The 22,060-nt window shown below is 47.8% G+C and carries 15 protein-coding genes and 2 pseudogenes; 4 read left to right on the plus strand and 13 right to left on the minus strand.

The window, feature by feature from the left end; genetic code table 11:
• Positions 1 to 17: 17 nt before the first annotated feature.
• The 4 genes and pseudogenes from ACTRXD_RS15555 to ACTRXD_RS15570 all read right to left on the minus strand — a co-directional run.
• Entirely contained in the window at positions 18 to 3,461 is a 3,444-nt protein-coding gene (locus ACTRXD_RS15555) for a UvrD-helicase domain-containing protein (RefSeq protein ID WP_442432698.1), read from the minus strand.
• On the minus strand, positions 3,454 to 6,702 hold the full coding sequence (locus ACTRXD_RS15560; RefSeq protein ID WP_442432699.1) for a PD-(D/E)XK nuclease family protein: 3,249 nt from the start codon (positions 6,700 to 6,702) through the stop codon (positions 3,454 to 3,456). The genes ACTRXD_RS15555 and ACTRXD_RS15560 overlap by 8 nt, the downstream gene beginning before the upstream one ends.
• A gap of 319 nt (positions 6,703 to 7,021) precedes the next feature.
• A complete protein-coding gene (locus ACTRXD_RS15565) occupies positions 7,022 to 7,306 on the minus strand; it encodes a glutaredoxin family protein (protein ID WP_442432700.1) in 285 nt (94 codons plus the stop codon).
• Positions 7,307 to 7,755: 449 nt separating this feature from the next.
• A pseudogene (locus ACTRXD_RS15570) lies at positions 7,756 to 7,937 on the minus strand (IS3 family transposase); the annotation flags it as partial.
• Between the two features lie 224 nt (positions 7,938 to 8,161).
• On the opposite strand from ACTRXD_RS15570, the gene ACTRXD_RS15575 reads away from it, so the two are divergent.
• Positions 8,162 to 8,482, plus strand: coding sequence for a transposase (locus ACTRXD_RS15575; RefSeq protein WP_442432701.1), 321 nt, complete (start codon positions 8,162 to 8,164; stop codon positions 8,480 to 8,482).
• Positions 8,479 to 9,312, plus strand: coding sequence for an IS3 family transposase (locus ACTRXD_RS15580; protein WP_442432702.1), 834 nt, complete (start codon positions 8,479 to 8,481; stop codon positions 9,310 to 9,312). Before ACTRXD_RS15575 ends, ACTRXD_RS15580 begins: the two co-directional genes overlap by 4 nt.
• A 185-nt stretch (positions 9,313 to 9,497) precedes the next feature.
• Here the strand turns inward: ACTRXD_RS15580 and ACTRXD_RS15585 are convergent, their stop codons facing one another.
• The 9 genes and pseudogenes from ACTRXD_RS15585 to ACTRXD_RS15625 form a co-directional block, all read right to left on the minus strand.
• Entirely contained in the window at positions 9,498 to 9,947 is a 450-nt protein-coding gene (locus ACTRXD_RS15585) for a hypothetical protein (RefSeq protein ID WP_442432703.1), read from the minus strand.
• 130 nt (positions 9,948 to 10,077) lie between these two features.
• Positions 10,078 to 11,169, minus strand: coding sequence for a hypothetical protein (locus tag ACTRXD_RS15590; RefSeq protein ID WP_442432704.1), 1,092 nt, complete (start codon positions 11,167 to 11,169; stop codon positions 10,078 to 10,080).
• A gap of 722 nt (positions 11,170 to 11,891) precedes the next feature.
• Positions 11,892 to 12,239 (minus strand): hypothetical protein, encoded by a 348-nt coding sequence (locus ACTRXD_RS15595; RefSeq protein WP_442432705.1) that lies wholly within the window; start codon positions 12,237 to 12,239, stop codon positions 11,892 to 11,894.
• Positions 12,240 to 12,333: 94 nt separating this feature from the next.
• Complete coding sequence (locus tag ACTRXD_RS15600; protein WP_442432706.1) at positions 12,334 to 13,725, minus strand: zinc ribbon domain-containing protein; 1,392 nt, start codon at positions 13,723 to 13,725, stop codon at positions 12,334 to 12,336.
• Positions 13,726 to 13,910: 185 nt separating this feature from the next.
• Complete coding sequence (locus ACTRXD_RS15605) at positions 13,911 to 15,128, minus strand: hypothetical protein (RefSeq protein WP_442432707.1); 1,218 nt, start codon at positions 15,126 to 15,128, stop codon at positions 13,911 to 13,913.
• A 610-nt stretch (positions 15,129 to 15,738) separates the two neighbouring features.
• On the minus strand, positions 15,739 to 16,263 hold the full coding sequence (locus ACTRXD_RS15610) for a hypothetical protein (protein ID WP_442432779.1): 525 nt from the start codon (positions 16,261 to 16,263) through the stop codon (positions 15,739 to 15,741).
• Between the two features lie 138 nt (positions 16,264 to 16,401).
• Positions 16,402 to 16,539 (minus strand): annotated as a pseudogene (locus tag ACTRXD_RS15615) (double zinc ribbon domain-containing protein); the annotation flags it as partial.
• A gap of 121 nt (positions 16,540 to 16,660) precedes the next feature.
• Positions 16,661 to 19,159, minus strand: a complete 2,499-nt coding sequence (locus tag ACTRXD_RS15620) for a hypothetical protein (protein ID WP_442432708.1) — start codon at positions 19,157 to 19,159, stop codon at positions 16,661 to 16,663.
• Between the two features lie 65 nt (positions 19,160 to 19,224).
• Positions 19,225 to 20,850, minus strand: coding sequence for a type IV secretion system DNA-binding domain-containing protein (locus ACTRXD_RS15625; RefSeq protein WP_442432709.1), 1,626 nt, complete (start codon positions 20,848 to 20,850; stop codon positions 19,225 to 19,227).
• A gap of 258 nt (positions 20,851 to 21,108) precedes the next feature.
• Between ACTRXD_RS15625 and ACTRXD_RS15630 the strand changes: the two genes are divergently transcribed.
• Entirely contained in the window at positions 21,109 to 21,237 is a 129-nt protein-coding gene (locus ACTRXD_RS15630) for a transposase (RefSeq protein WP_442432710.1), read from the plus strand.
• A gap of 327 nt (positions 21,238 to 21,564) precedes the next feature.
• Positions 21,565 to 21,882, plus strand: coding sequence for a hypothetical protein (locus ACTRXD_RS15635; RefSeq protein ID WP_442432711.1), 318 nt, complete (start codon positions 21,565 to 21,567; stop codon positions 21,880 to 21,882).
• Positions 21,883 to 22,060: the final 178 nt, after the last annotated feature.

The following is a 22,060-nucleotide window of genomic DNA, read 5'->3' on the forward strand; positions in this document are numbered from 1 at the left end:
TCCCTCCTTCTTGTCATCTATTGTTCGTATTGAAACATAGTTCCCTCGGCTCCTACAGTCACCGTGACCACTTCACCGAGACGAATAAAAAAGAGTTTACACCCTTTGACCGCAGGACCCAAGCATTGGCGTGCGGCCCGTGCATAGGCCTGCGCTTGTTTCCGGTAAGTCTCCGCGCGCTGCCCCACCGTGCGAGAGGATACGCGATCCGTTTTATAATCGCCAACCCACACGTCGCCATCGATTTCATAGACCACATCCATCACCCCTTCCATCACGCAGGTCCGTGGCAAGGAAGACTCATGTTGCCCGACAGGCCATGGCACCGCAAATGGAACCTCCCGACCAAGAATAGTTGCATTCTGCAATTCCCGATACCCCGGTGAACCGAGAAAGTGATCAAAGAGCGTTTCAAGTTCTTTGACCACCTCACTCTTGTCCAACCCAGACTGGCCTGGTAACTGGCGTTCACAAAAATCGACGAGCGCACCCTGAACCATTTCATGCTCACTTTGAAAATCCCACCGTTGAAGCACTCGATGCATCAAAATCCCAAGACGCTGACCGGTCCCACGTGAACCTTGCCCCCTCTTTCCCCGCTCCTGGGCCGATTTCACCTGATGCAGCATGGAAGGATTGACGTACGCCTCCGCCTGATTGGTCTGTTGCCATCTCATTTCACGTATGTCCCACTGTGGCGTCGAGATCACCACCTCACTACTACCTTCATTATCAGAAGGTTGCTTCGAGGGCTTCCAGGATTTCAACACCGCGGGCGTCACGACGGTGTGAGGAATGGAGACTCCTCCCACTCGCACAATATCCAGTTCCGGATTCCCGAACTCTCCTTCACCAATTCCCTGAATAAGACTCAAAAGGCTCTCCCCACCCATTTTCGGGAGCATGCCCCCTGATAAGATTAGGCGCTCCCTGGCCCTGGTCATCCCCACATAGAGCAGACGTCGCTGTTCGGCAGCTTCCCGGATCCGTTGCTTTTCCCACAGAGGCACCTGGCCTGCATTCCACACAGGTGGCAACGTACAACCGTACAAACCGCTAATCCAGTCAAATGTAATCTGTGCCCCGCGATCCAGTCCTGTAGCCTTCTGATGCAACCCGGGTAACAGCACCACGGGAAATTCGAGCCCTTTGGCCTTATGAATCGTGAGGACACGGACGGCGTCTAACGTCTCTTCGGCCAAAGGGGCCTCCGGCTCTGAAGGATGGGTCATGAGAAAATCGGCCAATCGCTCCACCCACGCAGAAAACGATAGAGAAGGAATGCCCGCCTGTTCACTCAAAAGGTCACGAAGTTTCCAGACATTCACCACCGCCTGCTCACCATGGCTCGAGGCGGCGGCCAATTCCACGAGAGGAAGTTGCTGAAACAGTTGATCAAGCAATTCCGGAAGTGGGAGTCGATTTGCTTGGGCATGAAGCCAGGCCAGCCGCTGAAAAAGGCCTTGAATGACTGCCTTTTGGGAACTCGCCCATGCATCAAGTCTCTGAGCCTGCCGGATATCCAACGGGCCAAGTTTCATGACATCCATAATCTCCCGATCCGTCAGCCCGCCTAATGAAGAACGGAGAATGCCCACAAGGGCCAGAGCATCGGTGGGGTCATCCAGGACGCGAAGCACATTCACCACATCAATCACTTCCTGACGCCGGTAAAAATGCCGCTCACCATCAGTCATGCAAGGAATGTTGTGGCGCTGCAATGCTTCAAGATACACCTGCGCATTGGTAAACTTTCTTAATAACACCGCGACATGCCCCGGACGTAAGGAGGTTCTCATTCCCTTTTCCATAATCCACTGGCTTCCCGGCAGCAATTGTTCTTCAATCCACCCCGCTAACCATTCGGCTTCCACCCGTGTGGCCCGCTCAGCATCCCACTCGTCCTCCCCTTGAGGGTTGGCCATCACACAGATCTCCATTCCTGTCGAGCCAGAGCCCGGCTCTCGCATCCGTCCAACCGCCAGGGGGACATTCGGGGGTTGGACATTAGCTTGAGGAATAAATAGCCGGTCAAATATCGCATTGACGGCTTCAAGAATGGTCCCATCACTACGAAAATTAGTCAGAAGGGTACACACGATCCCTCCATCCTGCGTCACTTTGTCCACGACCTGATCAAACGCCTCGATATCAGCTCGCCGAAAGGCATAGATCGATTGTTTGGGATCACCCACAATAAACAGCTTCCCCGGCATAAGCTGGATATCCCGCCAAAACCTCCCGCACTCATGTGGACACTCACCTAGATAAAGTAAAATTTCATATTGAACCGGATCAGTATCCTGAAACTCATCAACCATTATGGCCGCATAGGTCCCCTTCAATTGTTCTCTGACCATGGGATGATCCCGTAAGAGATCTCTGACCCGGATCAAGAGCCCATCAAATCGAATCCATCCCTTCGCCGAAAAATCCTGGCGAACTCGTTCGACAAACGGCCCAAGCACATGAAGGACCTTGCCCAACAGGGCTTCATTGACCTGCAACAGCTGTTGCGCAGCTCGAATCGCCCGCCTGGCATCTTGAAAATCCGACGCATCCCACTCTCCCGGGGCCTTGCCAATAGTGGTATCAACCAGGGCTTTTTCCTCATCAGACAAATGAAAGTCCATTGGTGGTTCCCTCTCGGCCACCCGATCGAATACGCGTTCAGCAAGAGATAGGAGCTTCTCAATTTTTCGGGGTTTGTCGCGATCGTATTTCGTCAGCAATGATCGGACCTGATGCTGTTTACTCTGTAGCCACTTCCGAAAGGCCGGCGAGGAACCTTCGGCACACACTTGCTGATCTAATTCAGGAATAGAAATCTGATCCTGGCTGAGTGAAAAGGCAAAGGATCGAATTTCATGCAAACCCATGTGATTGAGCAGGGCCTGCCACTGGGCATGCGCCGAACCTTGCCCCCCTAATTCCTGTTCCAACCAGGCATCCCACGCATGTTGAAATGTCTCAAGAAAATGCATTCCTTCATCCTCATGGAAATGCGGATCGACCCTGGCTTCTAAGGGATACAGACGAAGAACATGAGCGGCAAAACTATGAAGCGTGGCAATTTGCGATTTCTCCAGATCACGCAAGGCGACCTGAATTTTCCCTCTCACATGCGCCGTGGACACATGATAGCGTTGTTTGATCTCCTCCAGGCCTGTGCCATCGGAATCTTCACTTCCGGCTTCCGCCTCACAATCAGCCAGCAACGCATGCAACCGGTCGCGGAGCCGCGATTTCATTTCATTAGCCGCTTTATTCGTGAAGGTCAGAGCCAACATGTCGGTCAAGCGTAACGGGTGTGGTTCCCTCAAAAGCGCATGAACCAATCGATTCACCAACAGCGTTGTTTTACCCGTCCCGGCCCCGGCCAGCACAACGACATTACGATCAAACGTGGTTTCTGCCATCAGTCGCGCATCGGCATCGGGAAGACGTTCGAGATTACTCATGGGTGGCCCGTTGCTTTCGCCCTTGCCGAAATTCCTTCGCCAAGGGAATTCCATACGCCCTCACCCACGAGGGATGATGCTGAAACCGACAGGCCACCGACCACGCGCAGTCACGACAATAGGGACCAGGTAGAATAAAGAACTGCCCGGTGCGGATGCCTTCGATCCAACGACGAATGGTCCGCAATAATTGGTCCCCGGTTTGCGTTGCCCAGATCGAACTGGGAAACGATGAGAAGGTGAGAGGTGCAGGATGCAATGGACGGATAAACCGGAATTCCACGGAATGCATCGCAGGATGTGGCGACATCATTTCTTTGGAATGTTCTCCGGAATGGCCGGCCAGGCTCAAGGAAGACATCAGTGAATATAAAGGAGGTTGTAACCGTCGACCACGCAGGGCTTCATTGACGAGATCGGGGTGGTCTATTCGAGTCGCCAAACCACCAGAAAATTTATAATCCACAATACGAGTCCTTAGGCCATCCGACTGCCGGTCCACGCGATCCATTCGTCCATGAATCTTCAGCAAGGCCGAGTCTCCCGGCACCCCGCTTCCAATTTCTCCCTCGGCCCCTATCTCACAATCCACCGGCACCATAGCCTGATCGACGTACTCCTGTTGATCATGCTCGATCATCGCAACGACCACGGCACCTAATTGCGTTTTCATTCTTTCCCACAGGACCACATACCCTTTGCCATAGTGCGACGCATATGTATCGCATACCTGATCAATGGTCGAGGCAATCAAGGAAGAGAGATGAACGGACTCTATTGGAGAGACCGGCCATTGATGATCGATGAGATAGCGATAGACGTGTCGAAGAATGGTATGCCCCAACTCTCCCCAAACCCGGCTTGGCATTTCCCGCGAAATAGGCTCTCGAACATTCCGTGTATGCAGGGCATGTTCCATCCAATACCGGCAAGGACATTGGGCATAGCGTTCCAACACTGTCGGTGACAACCCCCGGGACAAGAGCTCCTGCCAATGGGCCCCTTCGACGGCCATCATTCCATCATGCGATCCCGCCCCTGTGGACGTTTTTTCAAGAGCAGCCACGGACTTGAATCCATGGCGAAACAAGATCCACCAGAACGATGGCTCCAAAGAAGCTGTTTGGATCGCCCGCCCCTGAAGCAGATACCGCAAGCGCGTTTCCTGCCCCGTCTCTTCACCCGGGGAAAAGTATGGGAGTCTCACCCGCTCAGCCACACGCAATGGCACACTCATCACCTGTTCAGAACAGCCCGGGACATCTCTCATGCATTCCGTTAGGAGAGGAGACGGCAACAGCGGACGCCCCTTGTGATCGGCACGTTGATAGACGAGATACACCCGGTCACGGGCTGAGTGCCGAAGCAACGCAAACAACAAAGCCTCTTCATCAAACCCATGCATTTTTTCATCAATTTTATATCCAAGGCTTTCCGCCAACACCCTTCGATCCCCATCACGTAAAAATGCATCCTCCCGAACCACTCGTGGAAAAACCTGATCATTCATTCCAAGAATAAACACGGTTTTAAAGGATTGGCCGCGCGCCGCCATAGCATCGAATACCTGCACGCCTAAGGGGCTTTGCCCCGGAATAGGCATTCTTGTTCCTTCCAGGGCTCCTCGACACACCTCCACCCATGCACCCCAGGTCACTTGAGTACCGACCCGATCCAGTTGCTTTAACTGCGTCATGACCTGTTCAAATGCTTGTGCAAGACTTTCCCGATGGGCCTGATCCCGCTCTTCCATTTGGGAAGATGTCTCTTCTTGAAGCAAGGAAAGATGCGTATTCACGAGTGCTTCAAACGCGAGGGTCAGCTCACCAATCGAGCCTGATTCCGGAAGAGCCTGACAATCGGCCACCAGTCGGCCCACGACGTCCGCGCACTGCTGTAGAGCGACAGACGCCTCTTCCAGAGGCACCCCGACTTTCCGCTGCCAGTCAGCAATTGCTTCCGGGTCATTCGCGACGGCTGCAAGACGTTCCCAATCTTCCCGACCTTGCATAAGACGCCAATGACGAATGGCCTGGATCCAGATTGGCTTTTGTGCATGGGTGGAACATCCGTTGACCGACAGGTTTCGATAATAGGGAGAGGTCACGACATTCAGCAGTGCCTGCCAGGGGTACCGCTCTTCCTTCAAGCCGGCAAGCTGCCACCAAAGCTTCGCGTACGGTTCTTCCAACAAAGGCAAGGTCGCTGTCGTGCAAAAGGGAATTCGATGCTCCGCAAACACCCGCCGCAGAAAGAGCCCATATGGCTCGAGAGTTCTGGCCACCACCCCAATTTCATGAAACGTGTGTCCTGTCGTTTCTACCGCATGCAGAATGGCTTTGCAAGTAAAAACCAGCTCCCCCTGGCCCCCGATCACGTTTACCACCTGCACGGAGGGGGATGATACCGTCGGACTCCTTAATTCCAACGCTTTGTGCCCAACCTGATGAGATTGGTGCACCACTCCGGCTTTTAATAAATGTCGATCGAGAAATCGTTGGGCAAATTGATAGGCAGGTTGATCAGTAAGGGGAAAGAACACCTTCACGGAATTCGTACGAGCCACTTCTTCTAACAGCGAAAGCTGAACTTGCGTGATGTCGTAAAAACCGTAATAGATGATCGTCGGGAATTTGGCAACAAACGGTGACGCCCCAACCCAGGGAATCACGGAATTGGCCAAATCTTCAGGCAATCCCACCCCTAGTTGTCGGCTCACATTCACGATGGCCTCCTGAAGTTTCAGTAAGCCCGCAAGGCGAGTGACTGCAATCTCATCGAACAGCCCCTCTTCCACCGCACGGAGAGCCAGGCGTGGCTCAACTTGCGCTTCAAGCAAATCCCGAATGCTCCGCCACACGGCCTGCCTGAGACCTGACGAACTTTGAAGATCGGCAAAGGGTCCGACAGTTTGCCCACTCTTTTCCAAGAGTACGGCTAGAAGGTATTCATAGAAAAAGTCGCCGACGAGTTCAAACGGAGACACCCATGCTTCCAGCGAACCCAATGCGGCTTGCTCGGCATGAAGATGGAGAACGAACTGATGGAACGTCAGAACATGGAGATCAAAGAGCGCACAGGAATGCTCCGCGCATAATAACCACTGGAGCCTCCTTCGCAATGAATCCGAAGGCACAAGAATGGCCAGCGGCGCGCGGGAATCGGCCGATTTGATCTGCTGGACCGTTTCAACAAGAGCTGATTCGAGGTAAGAGAATGGGCCGCTGACAAGCGTGAACATCCGGACTTTTGCGTTCGTTCGATCGGCGGTAGGCTATAAAACCGATTCCTGCCGATTTCTAGCCGGTTTCGGGTCCTATGAGCTCGCCATTACAATCAGGGCAACTCCAATCCCCGTCTATCAGGGACATGGGATCACCACAGAAGGAACATTCCGGCGGAGGTCCGGAAGGAACCCTGGGAAGGACGGGCAACTCAATATCTAATTCTATTTCGTCTTCATCTTCATTGGGCATGTGGGAACCTCGTGTATTCTTCGCGGTGGAAACTCCTCAGAAAATGTCTATGAGGAGCAAAATTATAGTGATAAAGTCCTGAGATTATTCCTCATTTTCCTCTTTTTTAGGTTTTGGCTTCGCCTTCGCTTGCAGCGCCTTCTCCGCACTCTCCCGCGGTGGAACCCCGATAAAGGTCAACCGTCCATTGATCAGGGTGGCGGGCACGGCACGAATGGCATGTCGCTCCGCGAGTTCTTGACCGGCCTCCGATGTAATATCAATCTCCCGATAACTGAAACTATATTTGACCCGCATGCCCTTCCAGAGCGTTTTCGCATTAGGACAGGCCGAACAGGATTTGGACACCAACAAGGTCACATTCGCCATTGCATTCACTCCTCCTTGATAATCTTCCCAATGATGTCATGTTAGCACTGACGAAAATAGGCGGGCAAGGTAAAACGAAGAAACCGCAATTCACGCGCCGCGAGCGGAAACTGCCAAATGAGACACCGACATTTACTAGGTGCTTCTTGTAATTGAAACAAAAAAGTCTGTGAGAGGGCACTTCCTAATTTCTTGATTACAAGAACTTTGTGACTAAGCGTTCGCTTCGCACTGATTGCGACGACGTTTCACCAACATACCCTTATCTTGATCGACTGCCCGCCACAAAAACTGAATCCATCTCCTTCATTCTTGACAAACACTTTATCAATTTACCAGATGTAGTCAAATCGGATTTGATGCTTTATGAGTCTGTGGACGGGGTCGGAACAAAAGTTCCGGCACCACACCTAATTCGGTCTGTCAATCACGAGATCCCGTAACAATTAGGGATAGACCGTGTGCTGAGGCTGGGGGCGATTCGTCTGGGGGACAGGGGCCACGGCTTCCAGTTCTATCCGCTGCATGAGGCGTTGCACGCGCTTGCGATGCACTGTATACCCTGCCCCGTTGAGAAATACGGTCATCCGACGACTACCATAAACGGGGTGCGGGTATATTGCCGATCAATCTGTCACATCAACTCAAGCGTTTCCATACTTTATTCTGCTGGTTTGTACTACCATGTCGCTCGACCCAACCCCAGTAACTCGCACTGGCGCCGGATACTTAAATGCGGGTGTCTCTCTGGTTCTTGAACCGTACGCTTTGTGCATTGGTATACAGGCCTATACTGCTCCCCTTGAAAGTGAGACCACCTTTAAGACATAACCCACTTCTTAAAGGAGGGAAACGATGGGACAGGACGAACCGATTAAACGCTGGACAGCGAAACGACGAGCCGCTCTCGTCTTACGCGTACTGAAAGGTGAAACGTCAGTGGCGGAAGCGGCCCGACAGCATGGGTTGACGGTGGCCGAGGTCGAGGGGTGGCAAGATCAGTTTCTTCGGGCTTCAGAAAACGGTCTGCGGCGGCGGCCCAAAGACGAGGACGGGCTGAAGGAGGAACAGATGAAGAAACTCAAACAGAAGATTGGGGATCTGGTGGTAGAAAATGATGTCTTACGGGAGGCCTTGAAACCGTACCCTTTGGGCCGGGAGATGTCCGACGTGTGAAAGCGACCTTTCCGGACATCTCAGAGCGGCAGGTCTGTCGGGTCTTACGAGTCGCACGATCGACGCTCCATCGGACGGCCGCGAGGAAGGAAGCCCCTCCCACACTCGCCGAGCCTTTAGTCATGAAGCTGCACACACTCATTCAAGAGTATCCGACCTATGGCTACCGCCGGCTGTGGGCGTGGTTGCGGTATCGAGAGGGACTGGCGATCAATCGGAAAGCGGTGTATCGCGCCTTACGGATAAAGCAATGGCTGGTGCATCAACGAACCCGCACGCCTCGCCCTCGGGCCCAGCGGTTGAGGAGTCGCACCCCTCAGAGTGATCAGCGGTGGGCCATGGATGTGACCCATATTCCGTGTGGACAGGATGGCTGGGGCCATCTCACGGCGGTGATTGATTGTCATGATCGCGAGATTATTGGCTATGAGTTTGCTTTACGCGGGAGAGCCAAGGAAGCCGAACGAGCGATAGAAGCGGCCTGTCTCGCACGCTTTGGCACCTTGCGTCCTGGGGGAACGACCCCGGTACTCCGCAGTGATAATGGTTTGATCTTTCAGAGTCGGCGATTCCGCCAAGCCTGTCGAGCCTATCGACTACAACAAGAATTTATCACGCCCTATACGCCGGAACAGAATGGGCTTATTGAACGCTTTTTTCGGAGTCTCAAAGAGGAATGTGTGTGGCAACACCACTTTGAGGGATTTGATGATGCTCGGCAGATGATCACACGATGGATGCGCTGGTACAACGAGGAGCGTCCGCATCAAGCGTTACGGTACCGGAGCCCTCGACAATTCCGGCAAGAACAACACTCACAGGTGGCTTGATTTCGGGGGAGCACTACAGGCCAACCATGAGGGCGATCGATACGGAAATGATCTTTACAATTGTAAACTCTGTTGTCCTACCTTAACACATTATACAAATTCGTTTCGAAAGGATTTCTGTCTGGCAGGTCCGCGCGATAGAGAGGCCCCTTCTCCTTTCTTTGACCACTGACCAAAAGTTGGTTTTAGGGATACTTTATTTCAAATACAACCTCGTCAACAAAATCATTTATGTTCCAGTACAACTTCTCCTCGTTGTTACATTTTGGCCATGTTCTTTTTAGACAAAAAATTTTCCGGAGGGAATCTCCTTCTTTAAGTCCCAAGAAATCATACACATCACCAGATTCTATAACTGGAATAGTTTTAAGAAACCATGCCAAATTCTCTTCATTCGGGCATTCATTTACTTTATAACCAAATACCCTTTCTTCAGAATTTCGAGTGACAAATAAATAGAGTGCAGAACTAGTTTCCTGGCAAGGTGTATATATGAAATGGGGAACTTCTGAATTTTCCTGGCAACCAGAAATAAGAAATGAAAATATAGCAATTAGCAAAAAAGAGGTGGGAATTGGGAGGATTTTTACATGGTAGTTGGTTGATAATATATTGCCTCTGAGATAGCTTTGCATTGTTTTTTTTAAGAATCCGGAAGACTGCCAGCACCGATTCTTCCCTATAGATGAATTATTAAGTTACCCCATTCATTTCCTTGCATCCGGATGAGAATCTTAAATGGAATCCAAAAAGTTCTGCGGAATTTTAGTAGCTATTATAAACACGTTGTGTATCCAAAACTTCCTCTGGACGAGGTATTAAGACCTTTTCTAAGGGTGAGAAATATTGCTCTTTAGGAACAGGGCACATTCTTCGCACACATTGAATTTTTTCTATCCTATCTCCATAATTTAACTCCGAATAAAATCCATGCTCGCTTCTTTCCGGTTCCATCCAATACCCACAGGGGTGGGCAGGTTCCTTCGGTTGAGCAAGTTCTACAGGATACACAAGCACCCTACGACCTTGACCCACTGTAACTTCCCACACGAGATCTGATGGACCGCAGATTAACTTTTCAAAATACTGAACTTTAGCAGGTTCTGGAAGAATAGACCGAGCTTGTTTCAGTGAAACGGTAATTTCATTAAAAGATGCAGAAAGGCTATCTACAAGATTTTGTATTCGGTCATCTTCAAATAGGAAAGCTAAAAACCCTATTAAAATATCATCTTGTACTTTGGTGCCTTGAATAACATACAAGTCATTCCATCCAATTCTAAATTTTATTATATTGAATATTCTAAAAGGGTGAGCTCCTACTTCATGGGTGAGGACGGTTCTTTCAAATAGGACGGTTTCTTGTATATTTAGTTGTAATAAATTTTGTGAAATTTCTCGAATTTCTTCTTCATTATTAGAACTATTCATGTTTAATATACCCCATACGGGGGGCAATCTTTGAATTTCGATCAAAATTCTAGGAGGAACACCTTCGCCAAATACTAAATCAAAGCCGTCCCTGACAAACAATTTAAAAATTTCCCAAGCAGTTAAATCAAGCCCGTGTTTATCAATAATCTCTAAAAAAAAAGGATGGTTGCGACCGAATAAATATCCCGCTAGTTTTGAATTTCCATATTTCTTTACTCCCTGTATTTCACGAGGATACTTAACTTTAATAACTCCGTCATTAAAAGAGGAAAGGTGAATAATTCTTGGAGGATCGGGGGAAATAATAAATGCCCAAATTGACCAAAAAAGGCCCAATGTCGTTACAAGAACGCCAATGACACCAGCGATTGCTCCCACTGCATTCCAAGGGAAACTCACTTTCTGCGGAGAATTTTCTGACATTACTTAACTTTTAACTCCCTGAACTTTCCCTGGCAACAATATGATTGAGGAATTTTGAGCACAATCCATCCACGTTTAAGTTCAACCGAGCCCGGCAGTTTTTTTCTAGCTAGGGCAAAATACGACTCAGATTTGGTGGCGATGTTTTTTGCTCCCAGTGTATTAAATGGCCTGGCAATGCCTGTCCTAATATTTCCTCGCCATATGTGGTCTCTCATTAAATCTCAAATGAAAGAAATTCAACCGGTTGATCAGTTAAGGAAAGAATTATTATCCCTCCGCAGGTGTTTTTTCTTTTTGATATTTCTGTTGAACTTTGTGAGTGGAATCGTTGGCTCTTTTGGGCATTCAGTCCATCCAGAGGTTGGGAAGGAGGCGTCTGATCTGCCAGATATTTCTTAGAAGATACCATGCCTGAATATTTGGAACAATCGACGGACCAAGCCCCTTCTTCGGAAAAGGCTTTGAGAAAACTTTCAATGGTCTTATCATTCTCGTATTCATCTGGCGCCTAAATGTATTTATTTCTTGTGGATACGTGGATACTTCATTAGAAGAGTTGGGATTGCCGATGATAGCCTACCTCAGGGTTGGAAGCTTTCCTACCAGCATTTGGCAGCTGTTTATTTGGAACAGTAGCGCGGAATTGAAGTAGGATGTCGAGAGTGATCTCTGGGGTACATCCATCAAAACAGGGGAAAACGATTTAAAGAGGAATCTTTTTAGATTTTTGGTTCATACCGTCGACACTGACCATCAGCGTTCCCTTGTAAGCATAAAACAAAAATGGGACTCTTTTGACCTGAAATAGGATCTATGGTCCATCTCCCTTCTTCCTCCGTCCAGTTCGCGCACCATGGAAACGTAGCTGGTTCGAAGTCGAAATCATCACCTCGATCAACCATTTGTTTTTCTAAAATCGCCGTTTTATTTTGCTCTTCCTCCCACTTCGCAATTTCTTCTAAGATTGCCGACGAATGATAGTCTCCTCTACCAAAAGGATGAACCAGAGGTTTTTCCCGCATATATCGACATTCCGCACAAATTCGAATAGCAGGTTCTATATCCATTTTGTTCATCTCCCTAGCTTAACCCTAGAAATAAGTGAATTCCATATGCCTTAACGGGTTCATTTCCTCTTACCATGCCAGGCACCATGGTTTGTTATTGTGTAGACGCCTTTTTATGCTGCACCCAATTCACCGCTGTTAAATACCCCAAATCATACAGACTTTTATATTTAGGAAAGAGGGCTTTTGCTAAATCAGGATCCTGCTTCTCGAAAGCATTATGGAGCAGTTGCGGTTTGAGCGGGCTTGGAGGCCAAAAAGGATAATCCACATGCTGATAGTGAGATTGGCTCTTGACAAATGCTTCCATTTTGAATCGCATTTGACTGAGGAGATTCCGTGTCATCGTCACAACGTGAAATGACATGTCAAAGAATGCATTGTACCCTTCTAGCCCACGAAAGCTTGCTCCTCCCAATGCGTTACTATGTGTCATTTTACTTAAATTTTGTTTTCCGCTTTCCCACCGTCCTTCAAGAAATTCAATAACATCTTTTAGTTTATATTCACCCGACACCCATGCACCTAATTGCTTCTTTTCCCACTCCGAGAGCGGTTCATATGGGAAGCTGACTGGATAGCCCTTCATTTGAATCGCCCGTGCAAGCCCATCGGCGAATTCCCGACGGGAAAGAGGGCTAATAAAAGCTGTGCAAATGGCTTTTGCCTCGGCATCAAGTCCGACGACTCCTTCCTTTTTATATCCTTCCCTGAGATTGTGTAATGCGCGCTCAAGATTGGAGTGGAGTTTCCGCATGCTCGACATGCAAAATTCCGGATAGAGCCCACTTTCCAGGCGGAGTTTCTCATCATCCAAAAACTGCTGTCTTGCTGCTGTGCCAACTCTCAATACCCAAAATCCGACACGCAGAGTTTGAAGACACGCTTCCTTAAGGTCATTTTCCGATGCCTGGGAGGAAATACAAAACGCGTCATACGGCCAATCATTAAACATTTCTTGTATGGGGCCAGGCTTTATGATTGCTTTAATTTGTTCGCTGTTTTTCTGAGCGGAGAGTATACGGTCAGGCATTAGCGCAACCATACCATTCCAAATTTCTTGGTTTTCCCGATACTTCAATAATGTTGCAAATGCATAATTCTCAATAATTTCCAAAAAAGCGATAGAGGAGCCATCTGTCCTATGCCTCTGTAAAATAAAGTGCCAGAATTTAACGTATGAGCTCACATCTCCATCTACGAGAAATTTCCTTTCAGCTGCTGCCCACTGCGAAAGAAATCTAATGAGCTGAGGCCGTTCATTCACCGCAGAAGGATCCATGAAACCTGTAGATGTTGACGGGGACAGCTTACCGCTAATTTTCAATCCACATTCAGCGCAAAACTTCTCGTTGTCCTTAATGGGGTGACCATTGGGACAGTGCGTGGGAACAGAGAAAATAAGCTGAGCCCCACAGTCGGCACAAAATTTTTGTGATTGTAAGATTGCAGCCTTACATTCTGGACAAATTGGATTCGTCGGCATGTCGACCTCCCTTCAGAAAACACTATGTCCCCATTATCCGCTTGACGGGAAACCTTACAATAGAACAGCGAACCAAAAACAGAAATTTAGGGCGTTTTAATCGTGTAAGACTTAGATGTTACTTAAACCGACCTCATTAATAAGTATTGAATCCCAAACGAATTAAGCCCCTTTCAAATTTATCTTCAGAGGGAGGAAGAGGGCAACGATTTACCAGAAAGCCAACCCAATGCAGCAGCCATAACACCAAAAATTGCGGCGAGAAGGGCAAATGCCATTGCAGTATGGTGATGTGGATTTTCAATTTGGTGTCCACGTTCGAGCACACCCATGATGGGCAAAACAGCCCATTTCCCAAACCAGCAAACGGACAAGATGAACAAAAAGATGAACGTCGGGATAAAAGTCGTGTGCATAATCCAGAAGAATGGCCCAATTGAGAATCCTTCCCCTCCTGGGTTCATCCCAATTAAAACCTTTAGGAGCTGGGCAGTTGAAAGGGCTTGCGCGGTCCCAACTAAACCGAACCATAATGCCATACAGGACAGAATGGCTGCTACAATTAGGTCCAGAACAATGGCAATTGGAATTGGGTAGCGACGGTTTGGGCCAACGGCTGCTTCGAGAACCCGGAATGTAGCGAGCATCGTCAAACCGTCAAAAAAAAAGTTTGAGATTAGCATTTGATAGGTCCGAGGCACCCAGGAAGCATTTTCCGCAAAGTGGCCAATTGTCATCGCGATAAACGTCACTCCAAAACTAAACCAGACCGAAATTCCAAAGAGGAGACCATTATTAAAAAAATTATCACCAAGTAACTCTCTGGAACGAAAAGAAAAAAGGGTATGCTCGAATCCGATAATGGTGACAACGGTCAAATACAAATGAAGAGGTAAGAGCCCTATCATCAATACGGTGGCTGACAAAATGTCCATTGACATGCAAAACCTTAGAGTGATGATTTCAGTGAGAATTGCAAAAAAAGGCATGGGATCTTCATGCCTTTGGAAAAACAAATAGATTCCAGCTACCCACATGTAGATATAAAAGAGGAAAAACCAACTATTCAAATTTGAAGGAAAACCAATAACATTAATAACTAGCATTGCTGCAATTGCGACTGCACAAGGCCATCCATCCATCCACTCAAGTTTGTCCCTCACACGGAGGCTTAAAGAATTTTTCCACTTTAGCAAATCATGAATAACGCTCTCTGAGATATTAAAGATTCCTGTGTCCTGAATCTTTTCCCACCTATTGCGATACCAATCTTGCGTAGACTGTTTTTCCTGTGAGGTTTGCCCGCTTTCTCGAAACTGAAACCACGCGGCGGTCATTCCCGCAATTCCACAAATCGCCCATGCCATTATCTGCAAAACCCAAACGCTGTTCTTATCTAACATGGGGTCTGCTACCCTCTATTGATGGATAGATTCGTTGGCATTACAAAAAGAATTGCTTGGCTCTTTTCACAGCATTTGCGCTTAACTAGGGGGAGAGGCAGGTTCACTATTCTGCCTGGGCAGGCAGGTCATGCGTGAATTCTTTTCAAATATGACCACATCTTCAAAATCCCCCTCAAGAATGTCAATAAATTGTCTTTTTAATTTTCATTTCCCATTCCCTGACCAGCCTTCCAATTCCTTTGCACAGCCAATCGTTGTGAGGCGCTTAACTGGAATACTGCCATGTAAATTTGGCTGTCGTAAAACAATTTCAATTTTTTGGCGCAGCTTCCCGCTTGTTAAACGGTGCCTTGCAGGAACCTTTCAGTTGAGATCCATCTGCGCTTTTTTTCCGCGATCGATTTATCTGCAACCGATTGGATGGATTCCCGTTCAACACCATATTTGGGGTTGAAGGATAAAAGCACAACTATCTCTTAGCCAGCGTCTTACCTTTACTTTTATTACTCATTTCATTCTCTATTTTGCCTCGAAATCGGGTTTTCTGCATCGGTAGCTTTTGAGAAAACAATCATTTTCCGATCATGGTCAATCCAAGTGCCCGCACTTAGGAAAGAAAACTGGCACTCTCTCCCTCAGGCCATTCATGATACGGACAGTCGTGATGCACATTCGGATAGGGCAGACAGACATATCGTTTCCCACTCGTAAAATACCGACACCAATCATGAAACCTGGGCATAGAATGACACTCCCCTTTTGAATGATAGAGAGTAGCCATCTCGATTGCTCCCTGAGCATCGATACCTTCTTTCATTTTTGAATGGATCTCTGTGTTATTCACGCCATAAAGAACGAGATAGGGATCTCCATGGGGCATCCGATGAACACAGCTACTACAATACATATATGTTCGAGATGTCGCCTGAAAATCTGAACAATCTTTTGCTCGATTCTTCAACTCGCATATTTCATAAATGTCCTGGGAGCTTTGCGCAGCGCAATAGTCGGACAACAGCGGCCTGAACCCCCATTCCCGTCGGCTAATCTTGATTAGTTCCACTTTCTGCTTAGTTTCGGAAATGCGCTGCTTTGTTTCGTCTTCTTTAATCTTGAGTAATTGCTCATTCATCTTAGTGTTACCCCATGCGCTCATCAAACTACTTACAGGGGTGGCTACTCTAACGTGGGCACAGCTATCGCAATTAGCTTCTTCCTTTGATTTATTCGCGGATGAGGCCATAGATATTACTTGATCCCCACAACTAGGACAAAACCGTTCATGCCCTTGCAAAGGGTGTCCATTTGGACAAGCTGATGGAACGATTGCCTGGCCACATTCATGACAAAACTTAGCGCCAACACGAATATCTGCATGACAGGCTTGACAAACTGCTAGATTCGGCACTTCACTCCTTTTAGATGTGTGGTGAAGTTCAAATGGCCTGAATTTGATGGCCTAAATTCCATAAATAATTCGGCCTAATTGGTTTTATCAGGCGAAATTAAACGATTCTTTGCGTTCTTTTTCAACTCAATTGCTCTTCCAATAGTCGTTCGGTCATCTTCTCTGTATATAAATCCATTTCTATCATCCGTTCCTGGAACGCTTGCGCTTCTTTTTCACGCCGAACCTTCCCAATCTGTGCAGCATCTAGGCTTTCTCTCGCTCGAGGATTAGACGATATTTCTTTGTATACCTGATTCCGAGCATGCATCATCTCTTGTTTAATGTGGGCAGAAAACATTTGACTGACAACTTTATGCACCGATTTAATTTCCTGAACCTTTTGCATTTGGTCTTTTAATTTAGATTGGAGCGCCGTGCGTTGTCCAAGATGAAGGCCTGGAGGCAAATTATCTTTTTCCCCTTGGAATGTCTTTTCTTTCCTTCGTTCCTGAATTAGCTTCTGTTCTAGTGTTTTTAAATGTGAGAGCCCAACACCTAGATTTCTTTCCAGATATTGTTCCAAATTCTTTTCACTGGATAATTTCGTTAACAAGGTCTTTCTGGTCTGTTGAAGTAGATTCTTACTCCCGACGTTGGAAGTCCTTTTTACCTCTGCATCTATCAGATTTCGTAATGTCCTTTGACTTGCTTTAACAATACTGACTAATCCCTTTTTCAGATCCCCTTCAGATGTCTTACGCAATTCTTGTTGAAAGGATTCAAGCTCCTTTAGACGAACGGAGCTTAGCCCGCTTTCCCAAAGACCGTGAGCCGATTTTAAAGAGGACCCACTCTTTCGAGGACCTGACTCCTTAAACTCTAGATCAGCTATTTCATAATCTGATTGTTTTAATCGATCGCCTGCTTCTCGACCCTTAAAAAGTCCAAAAAGATTACTTTCTTGCTCTAAAATTTGTCTGTTTCTAGCTTCATCAGTAACACTCGATTTCGTCTTTGCCGCTGCTTCTTTAAAAATTTCCAAGCTTGGGTTTCGAATATCATCACGATAGCTAAGAGATTCCTCTTCCTCGGCGCCCGTCTGCTGTTGTTGCTGGAGTTCCTTTAGTTTCTTCCATAATTCCTTACCCCTTGATTTATCAGCATTTGTCCCACCTCGTTTTTTTTCAGTCTTGTACAAAGCAGACTCACGTTCCCAAAAAACAGTAACATCGTTTTCGTATTTTTGCTGTGAATAATCCGATTGTTTCTGGACTGGGTCAAACGTAATGGCTTCGAGAATTTGTTTTGACATTTGATGCTCACTCTCGCTCAACCTTGTTCTACCATCGGGGGTATAGTAGGCAGGCTTTTGATCCGAATGTTTGTTGACATGACCGAATTCGCCTATACCTGGCTTGCGAATACCGTTCAACAGACCATCAATCATCTCTCGAAATTTTTCGTATTTGGGTTCCGGAAAATCTTGAAGAACCATATTTAATTTTCGAACGAAATCTTCCTTTATTTTTAAAGACCGTCGTACAAATTCTTTTTGCATAATTGTCTGGTTTATCTTTCGCTGATCTTCTGAAATCTCTTTCGCCTGTTGCAACGTCTCCCCTTGTTGCCGAAGGGTCTGGTCGCGCCACTGGTGCTGCTGTGCCTGCTTGAGAGCGCTCGCTTGCTGCTGGAGGTCTTTGGCCCGCGCCTGCTGTTGCTGCTGTGCCTGCTTGAGGGTGCTCGCCTGCTCCTCGAGGTCCTTGGCCCGCGCCTGCTGTTGCTGCTGTGCCTGCCGGAGCGCCCCCGCTTGCTCCTGGAGGTCCTTGGCCCGCGTCTGCTGTTGCTGCTGTGCCTGCTTGAGAGCGCTCGCCTGCTCCTGGAGGGCTTTGGCCCGCGCCTGCTGTTGCTGCAGTGCCTGCCGGAGCGCCCCCGCTTGCTCCTGGAGGTCCTTGGCCCGCGCCTGCTGTTGCTGCTGTGCCTGCTTGAGGGTGCTCGCCTGCTCCTGGAGGTCCTTGGCCCGCGCCTGCTGTTGTTGGTGCGCCTGCCGGAGCGCCCCCGCTTGCTCCTGGTGGTCCTTGGCCCGCGCCTGCTGTTGCTGCTGTGCCTGCCGGAGCGCCCCCGCTTGCTGCTGGAGGTCTTTGACCTGTGCCTGCTGTTGCTGCTGTGCCTGTTTGAGGGTGCTCGCCTGCTCCTCGAGGTCCTTGGCCCGCGTCTGCTGTTGTTGGTGCGCCTGCCGGAGCGCCCCCGCTTGCTCCTGGAGGTCCTTGGCCCGCGTCTGCTGTTGCTGCTGTGCCTGCTTGAGAGCGCTCGCCTGCTCCTGGAGGTCCTTGGCCCGCGTCTGCTGTTGTTGTTGCGCTTTTCTCTGATTTCTTTGTTTTGACTGTTCTTGTGAGTGTTTTTGTAGCCTTTTACTTTCTGCCGAGTCTTGGTTAGGTGTTTTAAAAATTTCCTGAAGGTCTGCCTGCGTTTGCTTACGGCGCGCCATTAAATCTTTAGTTACTTTTTCAAATATCTTATTCAAATTGGCAAGATCTTTACTTTTTTCCTTTGGCTTATTTGCTTGCTTCGTCTTTCCAAGCTGTAGTTCTTTTGGCTCAGAAACCTGTTGATGTTTTTGACGAAGTGCCTTGCGAAGCATCTCCAACCTTCAACTTTATGGGAATGTTTATAGGGAAAATTTACTCGAAACTTCCTTTTTCTTTTTCAGTTTTTTGTGGGTTTCCAATTATCTCCCTTAACATGAATAAACCAACACCCGGGGCGAGTTTCTAGAGAGTCCATTGATCCTACAACTACAGCTTGCCCTCGACCAAGTGTCTGTAAAAGAACTCGTGTGGGTAAATCATTTTTTTCTTTAATTTCGCTCTTTACACTTTGGCTCATTCCATCTTTGGAATAGGTCATATCGAATGTTTTAAACAAAAACTCACTCTTCCCAACTAATTTAGAGGCTTCCTCTGCCGTTGCGGTATCACCCAATTGCATGAAAATTTTAGCCGATAAATTTCCGAAAACAGCCGGCCAAGCTTTCTTAAGGCCTGAATTCTCCAGCATGTGGACGTTCTGGGTGGCCACCAGTCCCATACAGCCATATTGCCGCATCTGAGAAAAAAACATGCTATCTCCCATAGGATGTCCATCTAATTCGGTAGCCACATCCGAATATTCGTCAGCCAAAAAGAGTAGGGGACGAGTACAATTTGTCAATTCTTCAGAATAATAACGATCAAATCTCGTAATAACTGTATTTTGGAACAACGTTTTAATTATGGTACATAGGATCTTGGAGATAGCTAAACTTCGCTTCGATACACTCACCAACACAATTTTCCCCTCTTCAATAATTGCGTCATAAATACTCTTTGTGGCTTCTGAGGGTGCAATTTGTTGGGAGAACATTACATTCTCCTGAAAGCGAAAAATACCAAATCCCATATTAAAAAATGATTTCATAACCGGCTTATCTTTAGATTGTTCGTCTAAATAATTCTCCAATGTGCTCTTGGCACTAAAGAATTTTTCTTTTTCTTCCTCAGTAAAGGTGTCCAAAGAATTTTCTATCAGATTGATCAGTAGTTTAAGGTTTTCATGATATTGTGGGTCATCTTTTTCCCCTACTTTTGTGGAATCAATGAAAAGGATCGCCAAATCTTTCAACGTGGGAAGGGACTTAAATTCACGACTCTTCAATTCCAATAGTTGCAATCCCGCGCCAAACAACAGGGCTAAGTTATTCATCCAATACTGTTCTTTTGAATCTACTCCGGCACTTTTCGCTGCTAAGGCTAGCGCCATGCCCTTATCGTAGGGTTTTAAATAGGAGTGAATTGCATTAATTTCTTCTTCATAATGCTTCATGTAATTATCATTAATAATGATAAGATCCTTTTTGCGACCTGCTTTTTCTACCATCTCAATTACATCGCCTATTAATGCTCCCTTAGGGTCAAGGAGCAACCCTCCAATTTTTTTGTCATTGTCCTTGGCTTCATGTGAAAGAATTTGGTCAAGGAGATGCATAAGTAGAAAAGTTTTTCCACAGCCTGGCACTCCAAATATTCCATAGCTTTGGCAAAAGCCTTGATCTTTTATAAATACCTGCCCAGGCCCCTTCTCCAAAACAAATTCAAACTTCTTTTCATTGACTCCGATCCCACTGTAATCTCTTGGAAGTCGTGCCGAGGCGGGGTTAATTCGGCGTGATGGGCGTACTCGCACAGTAAATCGCTCTTTCTCATTTCCAGAATCAAGCTTGCGCACCAGATTCAATTCACTCCCTAGCTGAATTTTTCCCTTGACCTTTATTTTTTGATCCTTAAAGTTCATCATTTCATTTTTTCAGGCTCGAGATTTTTTGAGCATGGAATTTGTCCTTCGAATCGGTACCAGACCGGATACTCCATTTCCCGATTTTTTGGCCCAATTCAAAAAAGCGCATAACTGTGTTGAATTACTATTCGAACAATCATGATCTGCACTATTAAGGGCATGCACACATTAACCAAATCTTGGAAAAACTTCAAAGTGGGCTTACCCTAGTTTTGTGGATACTTTCGAAAAGATTCATAATGAGCCAGGAGGTGTGTCATGGCCAAGCGGAGGAGATTTTCGAATGAATTTAAACACGAGGCACTCCAAATGGCGACGGGTGGGAGCCTGTCCATCAGAAAAGTGGCCGCAGACTTAGGACTTCACACGAATGTGATAAGCCGATAGTGCCGCCAACAGAAGCAGGAGGGGTCGAAGGCGTGTCGAGGCCAAGGGATCCTGCGGGGATAAAGCCATGGCCAAACTGAAACGGGATTTGGCACAGATAAAGCGAGGATGGGATCTTTTAAAAGACGCGGCGGTCTTCTTCGCCAAGGATACACGCGAGGTATGCAGTGATCGCCTCTTATGACTGTCTGTATCCCATTCGCATGATGTGTCGTCTCCTCCGCGACTCGCCGAGTGTCTACTATGCAAGCCCAGCTCGTCCCAAGAGCCTTCGGACAAAGGCTAATACAGAGTTGGCCGAGAAGATTCGACGCAATCATACCGCAAGTGGGGAGGTCTAAAGCAGCCCGAAGGTCTGGTAAGGAATTGCAGGGTGGAGGCCAGCCTTATGGCCAGCAGATTCCCACGGCCGAAGGATTGCTATATCTGGCCGTCGAGCTGGACTTGTTCTCGCGCCAGGTCATTGGGTGGGCCATGCAACCCCAGCAAAACTGCGGTGTGCTTCCCCAAACCGTTCAGATGGCGCTGGAGCAACGGACGACCTCAGCAGCCGTCGTCTTGCACTCCGACCGAGGTGGGGGACACAATACACCGCCCACGAGTTTCAAACCTTCTTGCACACCCATGGGATGGTCAGCAGTATGAGCGGTGTCAGGAATTGCTATATCAATGCGGTGGCGGAAAGTTTCTTTGGGCGATCGAAACGGGAACGAGTCCCCCGGCGACGCTATTGTACTCGGGCGAAGCCCGAACGGAAATCTTGACTATATATAGAGCGGTTTTATAATCGTCAGCGTCGGCACTCCTATTCTCAAGGGTTGCC

It is taken from the genome of Nitrospira sp. T9, from assembly GCF_052156535.1.
Lineage (GTDB): Bacteria > Nitrospirota > Nitrospiria > Nitrospirales > UBA8639 > Nitrospira_E.

What these genes read in the sequence shown, in the direction of transcription:
- ACTRXD_RS15555 (WP_442432698.1), bottom strand. Translation starts at nt 3,461, where the DNA reads ATGAGTAATCTCGAACGTCTTCCCGATGCCGATGCGCGACTGATGGCA.
- ACTRXD_RS15560 (WP_442432699.1), bottom strand. Translation starts at nt 6,702, where the DNA reads ATGTTCACGCTTGTCAGCGGCCCATTCTCTTACCTCGAATCAGCTCTT.
- ACTRXD_RS15565 (WP_442432700.1), bottom strand. Translation starts at nt 7,306, where the DNA reads ATGGCGAATGTGACCTTGTTGGTGTCCAAATCCTGTTCGGCCTGTCCT.
- ACTRXD_RS15575 (WP_442432701.1), top strand. Translation starts at nt 8,162, where the DNA reads ATGGGACAGGACGAACCGATTAAACGCTGGACAGCGAAACGACGAGCC.
- ACTRXD_RS15585 (WP_442432703.1), bottom strand. Translation starts at nt 9,947, where the DNA reads ATGCAAAGCTATCTCAGAGGCAATATATTATCAACCAACTACCATGTA.
- ACTRXD_RS15590 (WP_442432704.1), bottom strand. Translation starts at nt 11,169, where the DNA reads ATGTCAGAAAATTCTCCGCAGAAAGTGAGTTTCCCTTGGAATGCAGTG.
- ACTRXD_RS15595 (WP_442432705.1), bottom strand. Translation starts at nt 12,239, where the DNA reads ATGGATATAGAACCTGCTATTCGAATTTGTGCGGAATGTCGATATATG.
- ACTRXD_RS15600 (WP_442432706.1), bottom strand. Translation starts at nt 13,725, where the DNA reads ATGCCGACGAATCCAATTTGTCCAGAATGTAAGGCTGCAATCTTACAA.
- ACTRXD_RS15605 (WP_442432707.1), bottom strand. Translation starts at nt 15,128, where the DNA reads ATGTTAGATAAGAACAGCGTTTGGGTTTTGCAGATAATGGCATGGGCG.
- ACTRXD_RS15610 (WP_442432779.1), bottom strand. Translation starts at nt 16,263, where the DNA reads ATGAATGAGCAATTACTCAAGATTAAAGAAGACGAAACAAAGCAGCGC.
- ACTRXD_RS15620 (WP_442432708.1), bottom strand. Translation starts at nt 19,159, where the DNA reads ATGCTTCGCAAGGCACTTCGTCAAAAACATCAACAGGTTTCTGAGCCA.
- ACTRXD_RS15625 (WP_442432709.1), bottom strand. Translation starts at nt 20,850, where the DNA reads ATGATGAACTTTAAGGATCAAAAAATAAAGGTCAAGGGAAAAATTCAG.
- ACTRXD_RS15630 (WP_442432710.1), top strand. Translation starts at nt 21,109, where the DNA reads ATGGCCAAGCGGAGGAGATTTTCGAATGAATTTAAACACGAGGCACTC.